Consider the following 18,084-nt stretch of genomic DNA (forward strand, 5'->3'; position numbering starts at 1 on the left):
AGCCTGTGTCAGTTCTCAGAATTCCGTGCCGTGAGGATCCGCGGCCCCGTCTCCGTGATCGCCACCGTGTGCTCCACATGGGCTGCGCGGGAGCCGTCGTTCGTGCGCAGGGTCCAGCCGTCGGGAGCCTCGTGGTAGCCGTCCCGGCCGCTGCCGATCAGCATGGGCTCGATCGCGAGGGCCATGCCGTGCCTGAGCGGGAGACCGCGGCCGGGTCGGCCCTCGTTCGGCACCTCCGGGTCCTCGTGCATACGGCGGCCCACACCGTGCCCGCCGAAGCCCTGCGGGATGCCGTAGCCGGCCTCGCGGCAGACCCGGCCGACGGCGTGCGCGATGTCGCCGATGCGGTTGCCGACGACCGCCGCCGCGATGCCCGCCGCCAGTGCCCGCTCGGCCGTCTCGACGAGCCTTACGTCCGCCGGGCGCGGCCTGCCGACCGTGAAGCTGATCGCCGAGTCGCCGACCCAGCCGTCGAGTTCGGCACCGCAGTCGATGGAGACCAGGTCGCCGTCGCGCAGCCGGTAGGAGGTCGGGATGCCGTGCACGATCGCGTCGTTGACGGAGGCGCAGATGACGGCGGGGAACGGGGTGGTCGCGAAGGAGGGCCGGTAGCCGAGGAAGGGGGAGGAGGCCCCGGCCGCCCGCAGCACCTCCCGCGCCACCTCGTCCAGCTCAAGGAGGGAGACGCCGACGGCGGCGGCCTCCCGTACGGCCGTCAGGGCCCGCCCGAGGACCTGGCCCGCCTCGTACATCGCGTCGATCGATACGTCTGTCTTCAGTTCCACCATGCCAATTAATATACCGGTTTTCTCGACCGGGTTAGAATGACGGCATGGTGCGCACCCCTCTCACCCCGGAAGAGCATGAACGCGGCGAGCGGCTCGGGCAGATGCTGCGCGAGGCGCGCGGTGGCCGGAGCATGACGGAGGTGGCGGCCGAGGCCGGCATCTCGGCCGAGACACTCCGCAAGATCGAGACCGGCCGGGCGCCGACACCCGCCTTCTTCACCGTCGCCGCGCTGGCCCGCGCGCTCGGTCTGTCGATGGACGAACTGGTGGTGCGCTGCGCCCTGGCCGCGGTGTGACACGCATCGGTCAAGATCCCGTAATGACGGCTCTGCGCGTCCCCTGAAAAGTCCCCGTAGCAGCCCCGTAACACAACTGGTGTTGCCTACGGAGCCGGAGTGTTCCGGTCTGGCGGGAGTCGAGCGATGACTGTGGATCAGCTCCCGGGCCGGGTACGGGAGTTCGCGAACTACCTCAACGGCCTGCTGACGCGCCTGGACCAGGGCGGCGGCTGGTGTGCGGTGTTCTGGCAGCGCGACCCCGACGGAATGCAGGCCTGCCTCAGCGGGCGGGAGGTCCCGCCCTGGGACGTCATGGAGGCTCTTCTCCAGGACCTCGCGACCGCCTACGGCCCCGAGGCCGCCGCCCATCAGGCCGAGCAGGCCCGGCGGCTGCACACCGGCGCGCTCGCCGCGTACGACGCCCGGCCGGGGGCCCGGGAGGACCTCAGCGACCGCCTCGACGTCATGCTCCGCGAACAGCGCTACGCCGCCGAACGGCTGGCCCAACTCGGAAATGCGCGCAACTCCGCGCACTCCCGCGAGGAGGCCGAGTCCCTGGACATCGACCTCGCCTGGGCCCGTGACGACCACGAACGGGCCTCCGCCCGGTGTGCCGAACTCCGGGGCCGGATGAGGAGGCTGGAGCGGCAGGCCGAGCCGGGGCCGCCGTCTCCCGGCCCGGCCGAACCGACGGCGACCGCGCACGTGCCCGCGCCCCGAACCACGGTGCACGGCCGCCCGGGCGGGTTCGCGCCCGACGCCGCCGCAGCCGCACCAGCCCCCGCACCCGCTCCCCGGCCGGCCCCCGACCCGGACCCCGCCCCCGCCCCCGCCAAGCAGCGCAAGCGGCGGCGGGGCAGCGCCCGGTTCGCCGGGATGGCGGAGGACGAGGCCGTCACCTCCGCCGTACCGCAGACGCTGGAGGTGGCCGTACCCGCGGCTCCCGGCGGCGATCGCACCCCGCGGGGGGCCCGGTTCGCCGGGGCCGCCAGGGGGCCGGTGCGGCCGGAGCCGGTGACGGAGCAGGCCGACGAGGAGTCGGGGCAGGCCGTGACGGGAGCCGTGGAGCGACTCGAACGGCTGCGCGCCGAGGGCCGCACCGGCGAGGCGCATGCGCTCCTGGCCGAGGCCGCGCAGTGGCCCGCCGCCCGGTTCCCCCTGCTCGCGGACGCCCTCCAGCGGGCCGGACTCGGCGCCGACTGGACCACCCTGCTGTGGGAGGCGGCCTCGCTGCCGCCCGCCCGGCTGGTGGCGGCCGCCGACGCCCTGACCGCCGCGGGCCGGACCGACGACGGCCGGCAGATCCTCCGCCAGGGCGTGGCCCGCCCCGCCACCGAGATCGGCGAGGCCGTCCTCGCCCTGGACACGGCGGGCCGCCACCGCGAGGCCCGGGCCCTGCTGGACACCTACGTCCAGGTCAGGAGCCCGGAGGAGGCGGCACACAGCGCGGAACCCGACCCGCACCGACTGGTTCCGCTGCTCCTCCGCTCGGCCCAGACGATCTCGGACCAACGCCACTGGGACCTGCTGCACGCGCTGAGGGTGGCAGGCCTCACCTCCTGACACCCCCGCATCCGCCAGCCAGGTAAGAAACGAGATCGACTCGGCGGCATAACGACGATGGTCTTGGCAAGGACTTCGAGGAGGCTTACTTTCGACCCTCTACGGGCGTAGAAGGAGCAGCTCATGGCCAACGTCGTACGCGCCGCTCTGGTCCAGGCCACCTGGACCGGCGACACCGAGTCCATGGTGGCGAAACACGAGGTGTACGCCCGCGAGGCGGCCCGCCAGGGTGCGAAGATCATCGGATTTCAGGAAGTCTTCAACGCCCCCTACTTCTGCCAGGTCCAGGAACCCGAGCACTACCGCTGGGCCGAACCCGTCCCCGACGGCCCGACCACGCGCCGTATGCGGGAACTCGCCCGCGAGACCGGCATGGTGATCGTCGTCCCGGTCTTCGAGGTCGAGCAGTCCGGCTTCTACTACAACACCGCCGTCGTGATCGACGCCGACGGGACCGTGCTCGGCAAGTACCGCAAGCACCACATCCCGCAGGTCAAGGGCTTCTGGGAGAAGTACTACTTCAAGCCCGGGAACGCCGGCTGGCCGGTCTTCGACACCGCCGTCGGCAAGGTCGGCGTGTACATCTGCTACGACCGCCACTTCCCGGAGGGCTGGCGGCAACTCGGCCTCAACGGCGCCCAGCTGGTCTTCAACCCGTCGGCCACCTCGCGCGGTCTGTCGGCCTACCTCTGGCAGTTGGAGCAGCCCGCGGCCGCCGTCGCCAACGAGTACTTCGTCGCCGCCATCAACCGGGTGGGCAAGGAGGAGTACGGGGACAACGACTTCTACGGGACGAGCTATTTCGTCGATCCACGTGGGCAGTTCGTGGGGGAGGTCGCGAGCGACAAGAGCGAGGAACTCGTCGTCCGTGACCTCGACTTCGACCTGATCGAAGAAGTACGGCAGCAGTGGGCCTTCTACCGCGACCGCCGTCCCGACGCCTACGAAGGGCTGGTACAGCCGTGAACGACCTCTTCGCCCGCCACCGCCAGGTCCTGCCTGACTGGCTGGCCCTCTACTACGACGAGCCCCTCGAGATCACGCACGGCGAGGGCCGCCACGTCTGGGACGCGGACGGCAACCGCTACCTCGACTTCTTCGGCGGCATCCTCACCACGATGACCGCGCACGCGCTCCCCGAGGTGACCAAGGCGGTGAGCGAGCAGGCCGGCCGGATCATCCACTCCTCCACGCTCTACCTCAACCGCCCCATGGTCGAACTGGCCGAACGTGTCGCCCACTTGAGCGGCATCCCGGACGCCCGGGTCTTCTTCACCACCTCCGGCACCGAGGCCAACGACACCGCACTGCTGCTCGCCACGACATACCGCCGGACCAACACGATCCTGGCGATGCGCAACAGCTACCACGGCCGCTCCTTCAGCGCCGTCGGCATCACCGGCAACAAGGGCTGGTCCCCGACCTCGCTGTCCCCGCTCCAGACGCTGTACGTCCACGGCGGCGTCCGCACCCGCGGCCCGTTCGCCGAGCTGAACGACCGTGACTTCATCGCGGCCTGCGTCGACGACCTGCGCGACCTCCTCGGCCACACCCGGCCGCCGGCCGCGCTGATCGCCGAGGCCATCCAGGGCGTCGGCGGCTTCACCTCCCCGCCCGACGGGCTGTACGCGGCCTTCCGCAAGGTCCTCCAGGAGCAGGGCATCCTCTGGATCGCCGACGAGGTACAGACCGGCTGGGGCCGCACCGGTGAGCACTTCTGGGGCTGGCAGGCGCACGCCCAGAGCGGCCCGCCGGACATCGTCACCTTCGCCAAGGGGATCGGCAACGGCATGTCCATCGGCGGGGTGATCGCCCGCTCCGAGATCATGAACTGCCTGGACTCCAACAGTATCTCGACCTTCGGCGGCACCCAGATCACCATGGCGGCGGGCCTCGCCAACCTGGCGTATCTCCTGGACCACGACCTCCAGGGCAACGCCCGCCGGGTAGGAGGCCTCCTCATCGAACGCCTCCGCGCGGTCGCCGCCCAGCTGCCGGGCGTACGGGAGGTCCGGGGCCGCGGCCTGATGATCGGCGTCGAACTGGTCAAGCCCGGCACGGACGAGGCCGACCCCAAGTCGGCCTCGGCGGTCCTGGAGGCGGCTCGCGAGGGCGGCCTCCTGATCGGCAAGGGCGGCGGCCACAACACGAGCGCGCTGCGCATCGCCCCGCCGCTGTCCCTGACGGTGGCGGAGGCGGAAGAGGGCGCGACCATCCTGGAGCAGGCGCTGAGAAGCGCCTACTGAGGCGCTCCGTAAGGGGCGCGGAGCTGTAGCGGACATGCGGCTACCGCCGTGCGGGCGCGACCAGCCACAACGCACCGGCGGTTTCCGAACGCACCGCACCCGACCAAGGGACCACGCAAGATGACCGCCACCTGGGATCCCCCGAACAGCACAGAGCCCATACTGTCGGTCCGTCAGATCCTCTCCCTGGAACGGGTCCTGGCCGGCGACCCCGAGGTGGTCGCCGGCACCGCCCACCTCGACCGCCCCGTGCGCTGGGTGCACGTCGCCGAGGCACCCGACGTCGGCGTCATGCTCACCGGCGGCGAGATGGTCCTCACCACCGGCGTCCTGCTCGCCGGCGACGAGCACAAACAGGCCGAGTACATCCAGTCCCTGCACCGCGCCGAGGCCGCCGCGGTCGTCCTCGGCCTCGGCCGGGCCTTCCCGGCCCCACCCGACGCCATGCGCCGCGCAGCGGACCGCTGCGGCCTTCCCCTGGTGGTGATGCACCGCCCCTTCCCCTTCGCCGAGCTGACGGAGGAGGTCCAGTCCCGGCTCGTACGGCGGAAGTTCGCCGCCGTCAGCCTCTCCGAGTCGGTCCGGACCGCCCTCACCGGTCTCATCACGGCCGGTGCCCCCCTGCAACGCCTCCTCGACGAGGTCGCCCTGCACAGCGCCTGCCCGGTCGTCGTCACCAACCTCGCGCACCGGGTCCTCGCCACCGCGGGGGAGCGGTCGGCCGTGGACGACGTGCTGCGCGACTGGGAGCGCATCGCCCGGCAGGCCGGCGGCAGCGAGGGCGACGGCTGGATCCGCGCCGAGCTGGGCGGACGCGGGGAGCGGTGGGGGCAGATCATGCTCTGCGGGTACCGCGGCGACACCGCCACCGGGCGGCTGCTCGCCGACCGCGGCGCCGAGGCCCTCGTCCTGCACCGCATGCTCGGCGGCGGCTCGGCCCACAGCTGGGAGGAGCAGTCCGCGCAGAGCCTGCTGACCGACCTGGTCTCCGGGGTCGTACCGGCACGGCAGTTGCTGCCCAGGGCGCGGGCGGCCGGACTGCCGGTCAACCGGCGGACCTTCGTCCCCCTCGTCGTACGGGACGCCGAACCGGCCCAACTGGAGCGGATCCTCCGCCTGTTGGGCCTTCCCGGACTGGTCGCCGAACTCACCGAACGCGTCACCGCCGTCCTTCTCAGCCTAGCCCGCGACCAGCAGGCCGACGCCCTCGCCACGCACTTCGCCGTGCGGCTGCACGGTGAGTCGACGGAGCCCCAGGCGGTGGTCGCCGCCGCGGGGCCTCGTACCGCCTGGGACGATGTGCCCGCCGGCCTGCGCGAGGCCCAGCACGTGGCCGACGCCGTCGCCGACTCCTCGGCCGTTCTCGACCTTCCACCCGTCGTACGGCTCAAGGATGTACACCTGCGGGGCCTGGTCCGGCTGCTCCGCGACGACCCGCACGTCCAGTCCTTCGCCGAGCGCGAGCTGGATGGAATGCTCTGCGGAAAAGGCGTCGACCAGGACCTGCTGAGCGTTCTGCGGACGTACCTGGCCACCGGGCGCAACAAGTCCCGCACCGCCCAGCTGCATCACGTCTCGCGGCCCGCGCTGTACCGCCGTCTGGAGGCGATACAGGCCCGGCTCGGCGTCGACCTCGACGACTTCGAACAGGCGGCCTCCGTGCACATCGCGCTCCTCGCACATGACGCGCAACAGGGGTGAAACATGCGACGACCAGGGAAAACGGCGGTGAAACATGAGCCGACGACCGCGTGACACGGTGACACGCGGAGCACCCGCAGACGTGACACGATGGCACTCAAAGCCCGCTTTCGGACTTTCTAGGCTCCTGGGGCGGGCGTCGAAAATGCCGTCTGCCCCGCGACGCCCAGCACGCACTCTCGCCGCACCGCGCGCAAGCCCAAGTACGTCCGGTACGTGGGCTTGCGCGCGGCACACCGACAGCACGCACCGGACGCCGCAGGGCCCGCCCTCCGGGCGGACGACGGCACTTTCGACGCCCGCCCCAGCACACCGAGCGACCGGAGGTCCCGATGAGCCGAGTGATTCGTGCCGCCCTGTTCCAGACCGCCTGGACCGGCGACAAGGAGTCGATGATCCAGGTCCACGAGCAGGCGGCCCGCGACGCGGCCGCGCAGGGCGCCCAGGTCCTGTGCTTCCAGGAACTGTTCTACGGCCCCTACTTCTGCCAGGTCCAGGACAAGGCGTTCTACGAGTACGCCGAGCAGGTACCGGACGGCCCGGTCGTCCAGCGCTTCCAGGCCCTCGCCAGGGAACTGGGCCTGGTCCTGATCCTGCCGGTGTACGAGGAAGAGCAGCCCGGCGTCCTCTACAACACCGCGGCCGTGATCGACGCGGACGGCTCGTACCTCGGCAAGTACCGCAAGCACCACATCCCCCAAGTTCCGGGGTTCTGGGAGAAGTTCTACTTCCGTCCGGGGAACGCCGGCTGGCCCGTCTTCGAGACCGCCGTCGGGAAGATCGGCGTCTACATCTGCTACGACCGGCACTTCCCGGAGGGCTGGCGGGCGCTGGGCCTCGGCGGTGCCGAGATCGTCTTCAACCCGTCGGCCACCTCGCGCGGACTCTCCCGCTACCTCTGGCAGTTGGAGCAGCCGGCCGCGGCCGTGGCCAACGAGTACTTCGTCGGTGCGATCAACCGCGTCGGCGTGGAGGACCTGGGCGACAACGACTTCTACGGGACCTCCTACTTCGTGGACCCGGAGGGCCAGTTCGCCGGCGAGGTGGCCTCCGACAAGGAGACCGAACTGGTCGTCCGCGACCTGGACCTGGCCAAGCTGCGCGAGGTCCGCGACCGCTGGCAGTTCTTCCGGGACCGCCGCCCCGACGCGTACGCCCCGATCACCGCCCCGTAACCCCACCAGTGTCGAGCACGGCAGGAGAGGGAGAATGAGCAGCCGTACCGTCATCCGCGGCGGACTCGTCATCACCGCGTCCGACGAGATCCACGCCGACATCCTGATCGAGGACGGCCGCATCGCCGCCCTCGCCACCTCCGCAACCCCCGCCGCCGAGGCCTTCACCGCCGAGCGGACCATCGACGCCACCGGCAGGTACGTCATCCCGGGCGGTGTCGACGCCCACACCCATATGGAGCTGCCGTTCGGCGGCACCTTCGCCTCCGACACCTTCGAGACCGGCACCCGGGCCGCCGCCTGGGGCGGTACGACGACCATCGTCGACTTCGCCGTGCAGAGCGTCGGACACGGCCTGCGCGAGGGACTCGACGCCTGGCACGCCAAGGCCGAGGGCAACTGCGCGATCGACTACGGCTTCCACATGATCGTCTCCGATGTGAACCAGGAGACACTCAAGGAGATGGACCTGCTGGTCGAGGAGGGAGTGACCTCCTTCAAACAGTTCATGGCCTACCCGGGCGTCTTCTACTCCGACGACGGGCAGATCCTGCGCGCCATGCAGCGCTCCGCCGAGAACGGCGGCCTGATCATGATGCACGCCGAGAACGGCATCGCCATCGACGTGCTGGTGGAGCAGGCACTGGCCCGCGGCGAGACCGACCCCCGGTACCACGGGGACGTGCGCAAGGCCCTGCTGGAAGCCGAGGCCACCCACCGCGCCATCAAGCTCGCGCAGGTCGCCGGCGCACCCCTGTACGTCGTGCACGTCTCGGCCATGGAGGCAGTGGCCGAGCTGGCGCGCGCCCGGGACGAGGGGCTGCCCGTCTTCGGCGAGACCTGCCCGCAGTATCTGTTCCTGTCGACCGACAACCTCGCCGAGCCGGACTTCGAGGGCGCCAAGTACGTGTGCAGCACGCCGCTTCGCCCCAAGGAACACCAGGCAAAACTCTGGCAGGGCCTGCGCACCAATGACCTCCAGGTGGTCTCCACCGACCACTGCCCCTTCTGCTTCGTGGGTCAGAAGGAGCTGGGCCGCGGGGACTTCTCGAAGATCCCCAACGGCCTTCCGGGCGTCGAGAACCGCATGGACCTGCTCCACCAGGCCGTCGTCGACGGGCACATCTCGCGCCGCCGCTGGATCGAGATCGCCTGCGCCACCCCGGCCCGGATGTTCGGGATGTATCCGAAGAAGGGCACCATCACCCCGGGTGCCGACGCCGATGTCGTCATCTACGACCCGCACGCCGAGCAGGTCGTCTCCGCCGAGACCCACCACATGAACGTGGACTACTCGGCGTACGAAGGAAAGCGGCTCACCGGCCGGGTCGAGACCGTCCTCTCGCGCGGCGAACCCGTCATCACCGAGCGGGAGTACACCGGACACGCCGGGCACGGCGTCTACACCCCGCGCTCCACCTGTCAGTACCTCAACTAGGAGTGGCGCCCATGGACTTCGGACTCGTCCTGCAGACCGACCCGCCGGCCTCCCGCGTCATCAGCCTGATGAAGCGGGCCGAACGCAACGGTTTCAGCCACGGCTGGACCTTCGACTCCGCCGTGCTCTGGCAGGAACCCTTCGTGATCTACAGTCAGATCCTCGCCAACACCACGAAGTTGACGGTCGGGCCGATGGTCACCAACCCGGGCACCCGCACCTGGGAGGTCACCGCCTCCACCTTCGCCACCCTCAACGACATGTTCGGCAACCGCACCGTCTGCGGCATCGGCCGCGGCGACTCCGCGATGCGGGTGGCCGGGCGCAAGCCCAACACCCTCGCCCGGATCAGCGAGGCCATGAGGGTCATCCGCGCCCTCGGCAGCGGGGGCGAGGCCGACCTGGGCGACGGCACGGCGATCAGGTTCCCGTGGACCAAGCCGGACGCCCAACTCCCCGTCTGGATGGCCGCGTACGGCCCCAAGGCCCTGAAGATGACCGGAGAGGAGGCCGACGGGTTCATCCTCCAGCTCTCCGACCTCTACCTCACCGAGTACATGGTCAAGGCGGTGAAGGAGGCGGCGGCCGCCGCCGGACGTGACCCGTCCGAGGTGACCATCTGCGTCGCCGCCCCGGCCTATGTCACCGAGGACGACTCGCCCGAGGCCCTGGCGCACGCCCGCGACCAGTGCCGCTGGTTCGGCGGTATGGTCGGCAACCACGTCGCCGACCTGGTCGCCAAGTACGGCGAGCACTCCGCCCAGGTCCCCGAGGAACTCACCGACTACATCAAGGCCCGCCAGGGGTACGACTACTCGCACCACGGGCGCAGCGGCAACCCCGACACCCAGTTCGTACCCGACGAGATCGTCGACCGCTTCTGCGTCCTCGGACCGGCGGAGAAGCACATCGAGAAGCTGAACGCGCTGCGCGAGCTGGGCGTCGACCAGTTCGCCGTCTACGACATGCACGACGCGCAGGAGGCCACCATCGACGCGTACGGAAGCAAGGTCATCCCGGCCGTCAACGGCTGAACCCCACAGGCCAGTTGATCTCCCCCTTCCCGCCGTCCCGGGAAGGGGGGCACCCCCGTCCCCCGCTCACATCCCCCCTCGACGCCACCCGCACGGCCTTTCTCCCGTCCCGTCTCATCCCGATTGGCCTGCTCATGACCGATACCGCTCCCACGGCCATACCGCCGTCCGGCCAAGTCACCACCTCCGACGGGCGCGTCGAGCTCACCCCGGGCTCCCCGCCGCCGACCGGTCCGTACGCCAACGAGGACCTGCTGCCGGTCCCCGTCCAAAAGCGCACGTGGACCACGTACAACTTCTCCGCGCTCTGGGTCGGTATGGCCCACAACACGGCGTCGTGGACCCTGGCCTCCGGGCTGATCGCCGTCGGCATGGACTGGAAACAGGCCGTGTTCACCATCGCCCTGGCCAACCTGATCGTCCTGGTGCCGATGCTGCTCACCGGGCACGCCGGGCCGAAGTACGGCATCCCCTTCCCGGTCTTCGCCCGCGCCAGCTTCGGCGTGCGCGGCGCCAACCTCCCCGCTGTCGTACGGGCGTTGGTGGCCTGCGGCTGGTTCGGCATCCAGACCTGGATCGGCGGCGAGGCCATCTACTTCCTCGCCGGCAAGCTCATCGGCGACAGCTGGGCGAACGCCTCGCACATCGGCGGCTACGCCTGGACCATGTGGCTGTCGTTCGCGATCTTCTGGGTGCTCCAGGTCGCCATCATCTACCGCGGCATGGAGACCATCCGCCGCTTCGAGAACTGGGCCGCGCCCTTCGTGATCGTCGGAGCGGTCGTGATGCTGATCTGGATGAGCAACAAGGCCGGCGGTCTCGGCCCGCTCTTCGACCAGCCCTCCAAGCTCGGCTGGGGCGGCCACTTCTGGAAGCTGTTCTGGCCCTCGTTGATGGGAATGATCGGCTTCTGGTCCACCCTGAGCCTGAACATCCCTGACTTCACCCGGTACGGCAGGAGCCAGAAGGCGCAGACCCGGGGCCAGGCCCTCGGCCTGCCGACCACGATGACCCTGTTCGCCTTCCTCTCGGTCCTGGTGACCTCCGGTTCCCAGGCCGTGTACGGCGAGCCGATCTGGGACCCGGTCCAGCTGGCCGCCAAGACGGACAACGTGGTCGGACTGCTCTACGCCCTGGTCACCGTCCTCGTCGCGACCCTGTCCGTGAACATCGCGGCCAACCTGGTGTCACCGTCGTTCGACTTCTCCAACATCGCGCCCCGGAAGATCAGTTTCCGCACCGGCGCCCTGATCACCTGTGTGCTCGGAGTGCTGATCTTTCCGTGGAAGCTGTACTCCGACCCGCAGGGCTACATCTTCACCTGGCTCGGCCTGGTCGGCGGTCTGCTCGGCACGGTCGCCGGCATCCTCATCGCCGACTACTGGCTGCTGCGCCGCACCCGCCTCGACCTGACCGACCTGTACCGCACGGGCGGCCGCTACTGGTACGACGGCGGCTGGAACTGGCGGGCGGTCGTCGCCTTCCTCGCCGGCGGCATCCTCGCCATCGGCGGCGCCAGCTTGAAACCGCTGATCGACGGCCGCCCGATCCCGGCGCTGTCCTCGCTCGCCGACTACGGCTGGGCGGTCGGCCTCGGCACGTCCCTGGTGCTGTATCTGGGGCTGACCCTGCTGACACGGTCCAAGAAGGCCTGAGTGCGAAGGGCGGCCGGGGCCGTGGCTACTGGGATTCATTCGTTGCCGCACCCTGGTGAAGATCGGCCGGTTCACACCGGCCTCCCAGACCTGTTCCACCTGCGGTGCCGTGGACGGACCCAAACCCCTGAATGTGCGGGAGTGGACCTGTACCGCCTGCGGCACCGTCCACGACCGGGACACCAACGCCGCGATCAACGTGAAACGGGCCGCCGGACTGGCGGTATCGGCCTGCGGAGCGCCGGTAAGACCGGGAGCAATCCCGGCACAGCGTGAAGAAACAGGAAGCTACGGATTCCCGACCGGAAACCGTGCCGCGTAGCGGCACAGCAACCAGTCAAGGAAGGCCAGAATCCTCGCCCTTCGGGGCGAGGAGCATGTCAATGGCTGCCCTTCAACGCGGTCACCGCGCTCTTCGCCGCCTTGATGGCGCCCTTGTTGATCTCGGCCGTGTCCGGCGCCTTCTTGCTCTCGAAGTCGCTGCCGTTGTACGTGACGACCACCAGCGCGTTGGAGACCTGGGCCATCACCACGCCCTCACGGGTCTGCTGCTTGTCCTGGGTGGTGAGGTTGACGACGGAGTAGCCGCTGTCACCCAGCCCCGGCACGGCCCCGCCGCCGCTCTTCTCGGCGACCCGGTCCTTGTACTCCTTCGCCGCCGCCGCGTCCGTGTCCATGATCTCGAAGGAGACGTCGAGCCAGCGGTAGTCGTAGCCCTTGAGCGCGTTCCAGGAGCAGGTGCGGCGCAGCTTGGTGTCCGTGGAGGGGATCTCCTTGCCGGCCGTCTTCGCGCCCGGCACCAGTGACTTGATGGTGTCCACGGGGACGCTGCCGCAGGGCGCCGGCGCGGCGGCGTACGTCTTCGTGGCCGCCGTCGACGTCGCGGACGAGGACGGGGAGTCGCTCGCAGACTGACCGGCCGTCTGCTGGGTCGAGGTGGCACCGGAGGCGGTGGTGGACGTCTTGTCCGGACCCGACGCCATCGCCCAGCCCGCACAGGCGAGCACGGCGACCGGCGTCAGACGCGCGGTGAGGGCGAGTGGCAGTGGTAGAGAACGCAAGTCGCACTTCTCATGGGGGACGGTGTGCAGAGATGTCCACACTGCGGACGGGACGCCAGTGTCACACGAGTCCCTGTGGGGTGGAAGTGGAATCGGTGCCTTGCCTGTGCGGCAGGCGTTCACGCCCTGTTGACATGGTCCGCGAGCCGTCCCCGTACATCCGGAATGTCGCGTGGCCGCGGTCCCCGTACTTCCGGAATGTCGTGAACTGCATCGGGCTCCGGAAGGTGACCGGAGTCACCGCCGCGCGCGGTCGCGCGAGTTGCCGAACAGCAGGCGGTAGCCGATGAGGAGGACCAGGGAGCCGGCGATCGCGGCCCCCCAGGTGTAGAGGTCGAAGAAGTGCTTCTCCACCGGGCGGTCGAGGAAGCGGGTGGAGAGCCAGCCGCCGACGAAGGCCCCCGCGATGCCGATGAGGGTGGTGCCGATCAGGCCGCCCGGGTCCCGGCCGGGCAGCAGGATCTTGGCGATGGCTCCGGCGAGGAGGCCGAGGATGATCCAGCCGACGATGCCCACGTTCGTTGTCCTCCCAGTACGGGGTGTTGCCCTGTTGAGTTGCCTTGTTGCGCAAGCTTATGAACGGCGGGGGGCGCCGGCGGCGCCTGACGTCGAGCCGTCGATGATCTGTCACCCGCTCATGACAATGCCGGGAACACGTGGCGGACTTTGCGAGGAGGCCGTAGGGAGCCGGTGATCACCCGCCTACACTGAGTGCGCTGATGTGCGGCGACTGTGAGGGGAGGGAGCGGACTGTGGCGGAGGACATGGGTGGCTTCACGGACCCCCCCGACGGGGTGCTGACGGAGGCGGCCGCGGTGTTCGGGCTGCTCGCCTCGCCGGCCCGGCTGCACATCATGTGGGCGCTGTCCCAGGGCGAGAGCGACGTGACACGCCTCGCCGACCGCGTCGGCGGCGCCCTGCCCGCGGTCAGCCAGCACCTGGCGAAGCTCAAGCTCGCCGGTCTGGTGCGCTCCCGCCGGGAGGGACGACGGCAGATCTACTACGTGGACGATCCGGACATCGTGACCGTCGTCCGGGTGACCCTCGGCCAGCTTACCGTGCGCTTGCACCAAGTCCCGGCGCCGGTGCGCCGGTTGCGTGAGGCCGGGGTCTGAGGGTTCCGGAACGGACCGGGACGCGGCCCCCGACGGCGGAGGCGCCCCCGAGGTTCCACGGGGTGCCCAGGCGTTTCCATGAGATCACTCACCTGTGAATTCGGGTGGGGTCTGTGCTGCTCGGGCTGTGGGTTTGTTAGATTGCGCAATCACGCAACCCAAATGGGCCCACCTCACGCCTGCCCGTACACCGCCGCGTACGGGACGGCCGTACTGTCCCCGGGCCCGACCCGTTCATGGGAGTGGAACATGACCGACCCGTGGGACGGCCCCGGGGGCCAGGCCACGCGGAGCCGCACCGACCGGGTGCCGGGACAGCGCGGTGCCCTGCCTGACGGGACGCGCCCGACCGGTGGCCGGGCCGCGGCCCGGCAGGCGGCGAGATCCCGCGGGGGCAGGGGAGGCCGGCGGGCGAAGCCGGCGGGCCGCGGCAAACGGGTGCTGAAGATCGTCGGCCTGTGCACGTCCGTCCTGCTCCTGGTCACGGCCGGCGCGGGCTGGTGGTTCTACCAGCACCTGAACGGCAACATCAACAGCGTCTCCCTGGACGGCAAGGGCGGCTCCGAGAAGGCCGACGCGTTCGGCCGGACCCCGATCAACATCCTGGTGATCGGCTCGGACGGCCGTACCAGCTCCGAGGACTGCAAACTCGGCGGCGGCTGCAAGACGACCGGCGTACAGAGCGGCAACGGCAACGCGGACGTGGAGATGGTCGTCCACATATCCGCGGACCGCTCCAACGCCACGGTCATGAGCATCCCCCGCGACACCATGGTCAACGTGCCCGCCTGCAAGGGCAGTTCGAGCGGCCAGTCCACCTCCGGCTACTTCGGCCAGGCCAACAGCGCCCTCGAGTACGGGCCCGCCTGCCAGGTCGCCACCATCCACCAGCTCACCGGCATCCCCATCGACCACTTCGTGAAGCTGGACTTCTCCGGCGTGGTCAAGATGTCCGACGCGGTCGGCGGTGTCTCCGTGTGCGTCAGCGGCGACGTGTACGACACCTACTCGCACCTGAAGCTGTCCAAGGGCACCCACACCCTCAAGGGCGAGGCCGCGCTGGAGTTCGTCCGCTCCCGGCACGGCTTCGGCGACGGCAGCGACCTCGGCCGTACCGTCTCCCAGCACATCTTCCTCAGCGCGATGATCCGCAAGTTCAAGAGCGCGGGCACGCTCACCGACCCCACGGCCGTGTACAAACTCGCGGACTCCGCCACCAAGGCGCTCACCGTGGACGACGGCCTCGGCAGCGTCAACAAGCTGATCTCGCTCGCGGCCGACGTGAACAAGGTCCCCACCAAGCGGATGACCTTCACCACGATGCAGACCGCCCCCGACCCCACCAACAGCAACCGTGTGGTGGTGGGATCGGGTGCCAAGGACCTGTTCGCCACCATGGCCAACGACCAGTCGCTGACCACGAGTTCGGGCAAGAAGTCGGCGGCCGCCTCGGCCACCGCGAAACCGAAGGCCACCGCCTCGGCCGTACCCGCCTCCCAGATCGCCGTGACCGTCGAGAACGGTACCGACATCACGGGCCGCGCCTCCGCGATCGCGACCTCGCTGATCTCGCAGGGCTTCAACACCGGTACCACCACGGCCAACGCCCCTAGCTCCGCGACCACGACCACCGTGACCTACGGGAGCGGCGACAAGGCCGAGGCGCAGACCGTCGCCAAGGCCCTGGACGTGCCCAGCTCGCACATCAAGCAGGGCACCGGGACCGGCGTCACCCTGATCATCGGCAGCGACTGGACGAGCGGCACCAGCTATCCGGCCAGCTCCGGCGACACCAAGGCCGCCGTCTCCAACGCCAACGCCTCGACCGCCGACGACTCCAAGACCTGCGCCAAGGCCAGCCCCTACAAGACGGTCAGCCTCAACGGGGTCGCGATGACACCGGCCCAGGCGTACGCGGCGGCGAGCGGCAAGCCCGACTCGGACGGGTGACGGGCAGCGACCGGCCCGACGAGGACGGGTGAGCAGGGGTTCGTGTTTCGGAGGGGTACCGGCTGGCTGGGGCACTCGCCGCCGACCATCACCCTCGACCACTACGCCCACTTCATGCCTGCGGCGGGGAAGAAGGGACGCAGGGCGATCGATAGCCTTCTGGGGGAGCGGGAGAATGAGACCTCTGGCGCAAACTCCCGAGATTCTCCCCAGGACCCGTCCTGAGCGCCCGCCATCCTGGCCGATACACGTAAACAGCGAGGTGAGAGGCCTGTGTTCACGACCCGACCGACCCTCCAGGGCACCTTCGGCATGGTGTCGTCCACGCACTGGCTGGCCTCCCAGTCGGCGATGGCGGTCCTGGAGAACGGCGGCAACGCGTACGACGCGGCCGTGGCGGGCGCGTTCGTCCTGCACGTGGTCGAGCCGCACCTCAACGGGCCCGCCGGTGAGGTGCCGATCCTGCTCGCCCCGGCCGGAGGCGAGGTGCGCGTGCTGTGCGGGCAGGGCGTGGCCCCGGCCGGCGCCACAGTCGCCCACTACCGGGGCCTCGGCCTGGACCTCGTCCCCGGCACCGGCCCGCTGGCCGCGGCCGTCCCCGGCGCCTTCGACGCCTGGCTGCTCCTGCTGCGCGACCACGGCACCAAGCCGCTCGACGAGATCCTCGCGTACGCCATCGGATACGCCGAGCACGGGCACCCGCCCGTGGAGAACGTCGGCGCGACCGTGGCGAGCGTGCGGGAGCTGTTCGAGAGCGAGTGGACCTCGTCGGCGGGGCTCTACCTGCCCGGCGGCCGCGAGCCCCGCCCCGGCGAGCTGTTCCGGAACCCCGCCCTCGCCGCCACCTGGAAGCGGCTGCTCGCCGAGACCGCGGGCGCCGGGGACCGGGAGGCGCGGATCGACGCGGCCCGCGAGGTGTGGCGCACCGGCTTCATCGCCGAGGCCCTGGTCCGGCAGGCCGCCCGCCCCACCATGGACACCAGCGGAGAGCGGCACACCGGCACCCTCACCGCCGCCGACCTGGCCGGCTGGTCCGCGAGCTACGAGACCCCGGTGTCGTACGACTGGAACGGCTGGACGGTGTGCAAGGCGGGCCCCTGGAGCCAGGGGCCGGCCTTCCTCCAGCAGCTGGCCCTGCTGCCGCCCGGGCTGTCCGAGCTGCCCGGATATGGCTCCGCCGACTACGTGCACCTCCTGATCGAGGGCTGCAAGCTCGCCATGGCCGACCGCGAGGCCTGGTACGGGGACGCGGCCGAGGTGCCGCTGGCCGAGCTGCTCTCGGACGCGTACAACGCCGAGCGGCGGGGCCTGATCGGCGCCAAGGCCTCCGCGGAGCTGCGGCCGGGCAGCCCCGGCGGACGAGTGCCCCGGCTGCCCGCGTACGCGTGCGTGGAGACCCGGCCGGACACCGCCTTCGACCCGCTGGGCGCCGGTGAGCCGACGGTCGCGGACGTCGCCGCCGACGGCACCACCCGGGGCGACACCTGCCATCTGGACGTCGTCGACCGCTGGGGCAACATGATCGCGGCGACGCCGAGCGGCGGCTGGCTCCAGTCCAACCCCGTCGTCCCCGAGCTGGGCTTCCCACTGGGCACCCGGCTCCAGATGGCCTGGCTGGAGGAGGGCCTGCCGAACTCCCTCACCCCCGGGCGGCGCCCCCGCACCACGCTCACCCCGTCGGTCGCCCTGCGCGACGGGGTCCCGGTGCTGGCCTTCGGCACGCCCGGCGGCGACCAGCAGGACCAGTGGCAGCTGCACTTCTTCCTCGCCGTCGCGCTGCGCGGCGAGGTGCGCGGCGGCCTCGACCTCCAAGGCGCGATCGACGCCCCGAACTGGCACAACGACAGCTTCCCCAGCTCCTTCTACCCGCGCGGGCGCCGCCCCGGAAGCGTGACCGTCGAGTCGCGGACGGACGCCGGGGTGGTGGCGGAGCTGCGGCGGCGCGGCCATGACGTGACAGTCGGGCCGGGCTGGTCGGAGGGGCGGCTGTGCGCGGTGGCCCGGGACCCGGAGACCGGGCTGCTGTCGGCGGGGGCGAACCCGCGCGGGATGCAGGGTTACGCGGTGGGGCGCTGACCAT

At 70.5% G+C, this 18,084-nt stretch carries 15 protein-coding genes and 2 pseudogenes; 14 read left to right on the plus strand and 3 right to left on the minus strand.

The annotated features are described in order from the left end of the window. Positions 1–8: 8 nt before the first annotated feature. Positions 9–788, minus strand: coding sequence for a type I methionyl aminopeptidase (gene map, locus ABZ396_RS18890; RefSeq protein WP_358920999.1), 780 nt, complete (start codon positions 786–788; stop codon positions 9–11). Positions 789–832: 44 nt separating this feature from the next. Between map and ABZ396_RS18895 the strand changes: the two genes are divergently transcribed. The 10 genes and pseudogenes from ABZ396_RS18895 to ABZ396_RS18940 form a co-directional block, all read left to right on the plus strand. Beyond that, on the plus strand, positions 833–1,084 hold the full coding sequence (locus ABZ396_RS18895) for a helix-turn-helix transcriptional regulator (protein WP_358921001.1): 252 nt from the start codon (positions 833–835) through the stop codon (positions 1,082–1,084). A 126-nt stretch (positions 1,085–1,210) separates the two neighbouring features. Beyond that, positions 1,211–2,629, plus strand: a complete 1,419-nt coding sequence (locus ABZ396_RS18900; protein ID WP_358921003.1) for a hypothetical protein — start codon at positions 1,211–1,213, stop codon at positions 2,627–2,629. A 123-nt stretch (positions 2,630–2,752) separates the two neighbouring features. Continuing rightward, the gene (locus ABZ396_RS18905; protein ID WP_358921005.1) at positions 2,753–3,595 is read left to right on the plus strand and encodes a nitrilase-related carbon-nitrogen hydrolase; all 843 of its coding nucleotides are present in this window, start codon (positions 2,753–2,755) and stop codon (positions 3,593–3,595) included. After that, complete coding sequence (locus ABZ396_RS18910) at positions 3,592–4,875, plus strand: aspartate aminotransferase family protein (protein ID WP_358921007.1); 1,284 nt, start codon at positions 3,592–3,594, stop codon at positions 4,873–4,875. The genes ABZ396_RS18905 and ABZ396_RS18910 overlap by 4 nt, the downstream gene beginning before the upstream one ends. Before the next feature lie 120 nt (positions 4,876–4,995). After that, entirely contained in the window at positions 4,996–6,576 is a 1,581-nt protein-coding gene (locus ABZ396_RS18915) for a PucR family transcriptional regulator ligand-binding domain-containing protein (RefSeq protein WP_358921009.1), read from the plus strand. A gap of 332 nt (positions 6,577–6,908) precedes the next feature. Beyond that, on the plus strand, positions 6,909–7,751 hold the full coding sequence (locus ABZ396_RS18920) for a nitrilase-related carbon-nitrogen hydrolase (protein WP_358921011.1): 843 nt from the start codon (positions 6,909–6,911) through the stop codon (positions 7,749–7,751). 34 nt (positions 7,752–7,785) lie between these two features. Next, positions 7,786–9,189, plus strand: coding sequence for a dihydropyrimidinase (hydA, locus tag ABZ396_RS18925; protein WP_358921013.1), 1,404 nt, complete (start codon positions 7,786–7,788; stop codon positions 9,187–9,189). Positions 9,190–9,200: 11 nt separating this feature from the next. Further along, the gene (locus ABZ396_RS18930; protein ID WP_358921015.1) at positions 9,201–10,223 is read left to right on the plus strand and encodes a TIGR03842 family LLM class F420-dependent oxidoreductase; all 1,023 of its coding nucleotides are present in this window, start codon (positions 9,201–9,203) and stop codon (positions 10,221–10,223) included. 134 nt (positions 10,224–10,357) lie between these two features. Continuing rightward, entirely contained in the window at positions 10,358–11,878 is a 1,521-nt protein-coding gene (locus ABZ396_RS18935) for an NCS1 family nucleobase:cation symporter-1 (protein ID WP_358921017.1), read from the plus strand. A 46-nt stretch (positions 11,879–11,924) separates the two neighbouring features. Further along, positions 11,925–12,200: pseudogene (locus tag ABZ396_RS18940) on the plus strand (zinc ribbon domain-containing protein); the annotation flags it as partial. A gap of 58 nt (positions 12,201–12,258) precedes the next feature. Here the strand turns inward: ABZ396_RS18940 and ABZ396_RS18945 are convergent. Then, the gene (locus ABZ396_RS18945) at positions 12,259–12,939 is read right to left on the minus strand and encodes a hypothetical protein (RefSeq protein WP_358921019.1); all 681 of its coding nucleotides are present in this window, start codon (positions 12,937–12,939) and stop codon (positions 12,259–12,261) included. 237 nt (positions 12,940–13,176) lie between these two features. Next, a complete protein-coding gene (locus tag ABZ396_RS18950; RefSeq protein WP_358921021.1) occupies positions 13,177–13,455 on the minus strand; it encodes a GlsB/YeaQ/YmgE family stress response membrane protein in 279 nt (92 codons plus the stop codon). A gap of 236 nt (positions 13,456–13,691) precedes the next feature. On the opposite strand from ABZ396_RS18950, the gene ABZ396_RS18955 reads away from it, so the two are divergent. The 4 genes and pseudogenes from ABZ396_RS18955 to ABZ396_RS18970 all read left to right on the plus strand — a co-directional run bounded on the left by ABZ396_RS18955 (position 13,692) and on the right by ABZ396_RS18970 (position 18,080). Then, on the plus strand, positions 13,692–14,054 hold the full coding sequence (locus tag ABZ396_RS18955) for a metalloregulator ArsR/SmtB family transcription factor (protein ID WP_358921023.1): 363 nt from the start codon (positions 13,692–13,694) through the stop codon (positions 14,052–14,054). 249 nt (positions 14,055–14,303) lie between these two features. Next, positions 14,304–16,004: an LCP family protein gene (locus ABZ396_RS18960; RefSeq protein WP_358921025.1), complete on the plus strand. Its 1,701-nt coding sequence runs from the start codon at positions 14,304–14,306 to the stop codon at positions 16,002–16,004. Between the two features lie 63 nt (positions 16,005–16,067). Then, positions 16,068–16,229, plus strand: a pseudogene (locus tag ABZ396_RS18965) (site-specific integrase); the annotation flags it as partial. A gap of 48 nt (positions 16,230–16,277) precedes the next feature. Then, a complete protein-coding gene (locus tag ABZ396_RS18970) occupies positions 16,278–18,080 on the plus strand; it encodes a gamma-glutamyltransferase (protein ID WP_358921027.1) in 1,803 nt (600 codons plus the stop codon). The last annotated feature ends 4 nt before the right edge of the window (positions 18,081–18,084 follow it).

The organism is Streptomyces sp. NPDC005866 (genome assembly GCF_040629895.1).
Lineage (GTDB): Bacteria > Actinomycetota > Actinomycetes > Streptomycetales > Streptomycetaceae > Streptomyces.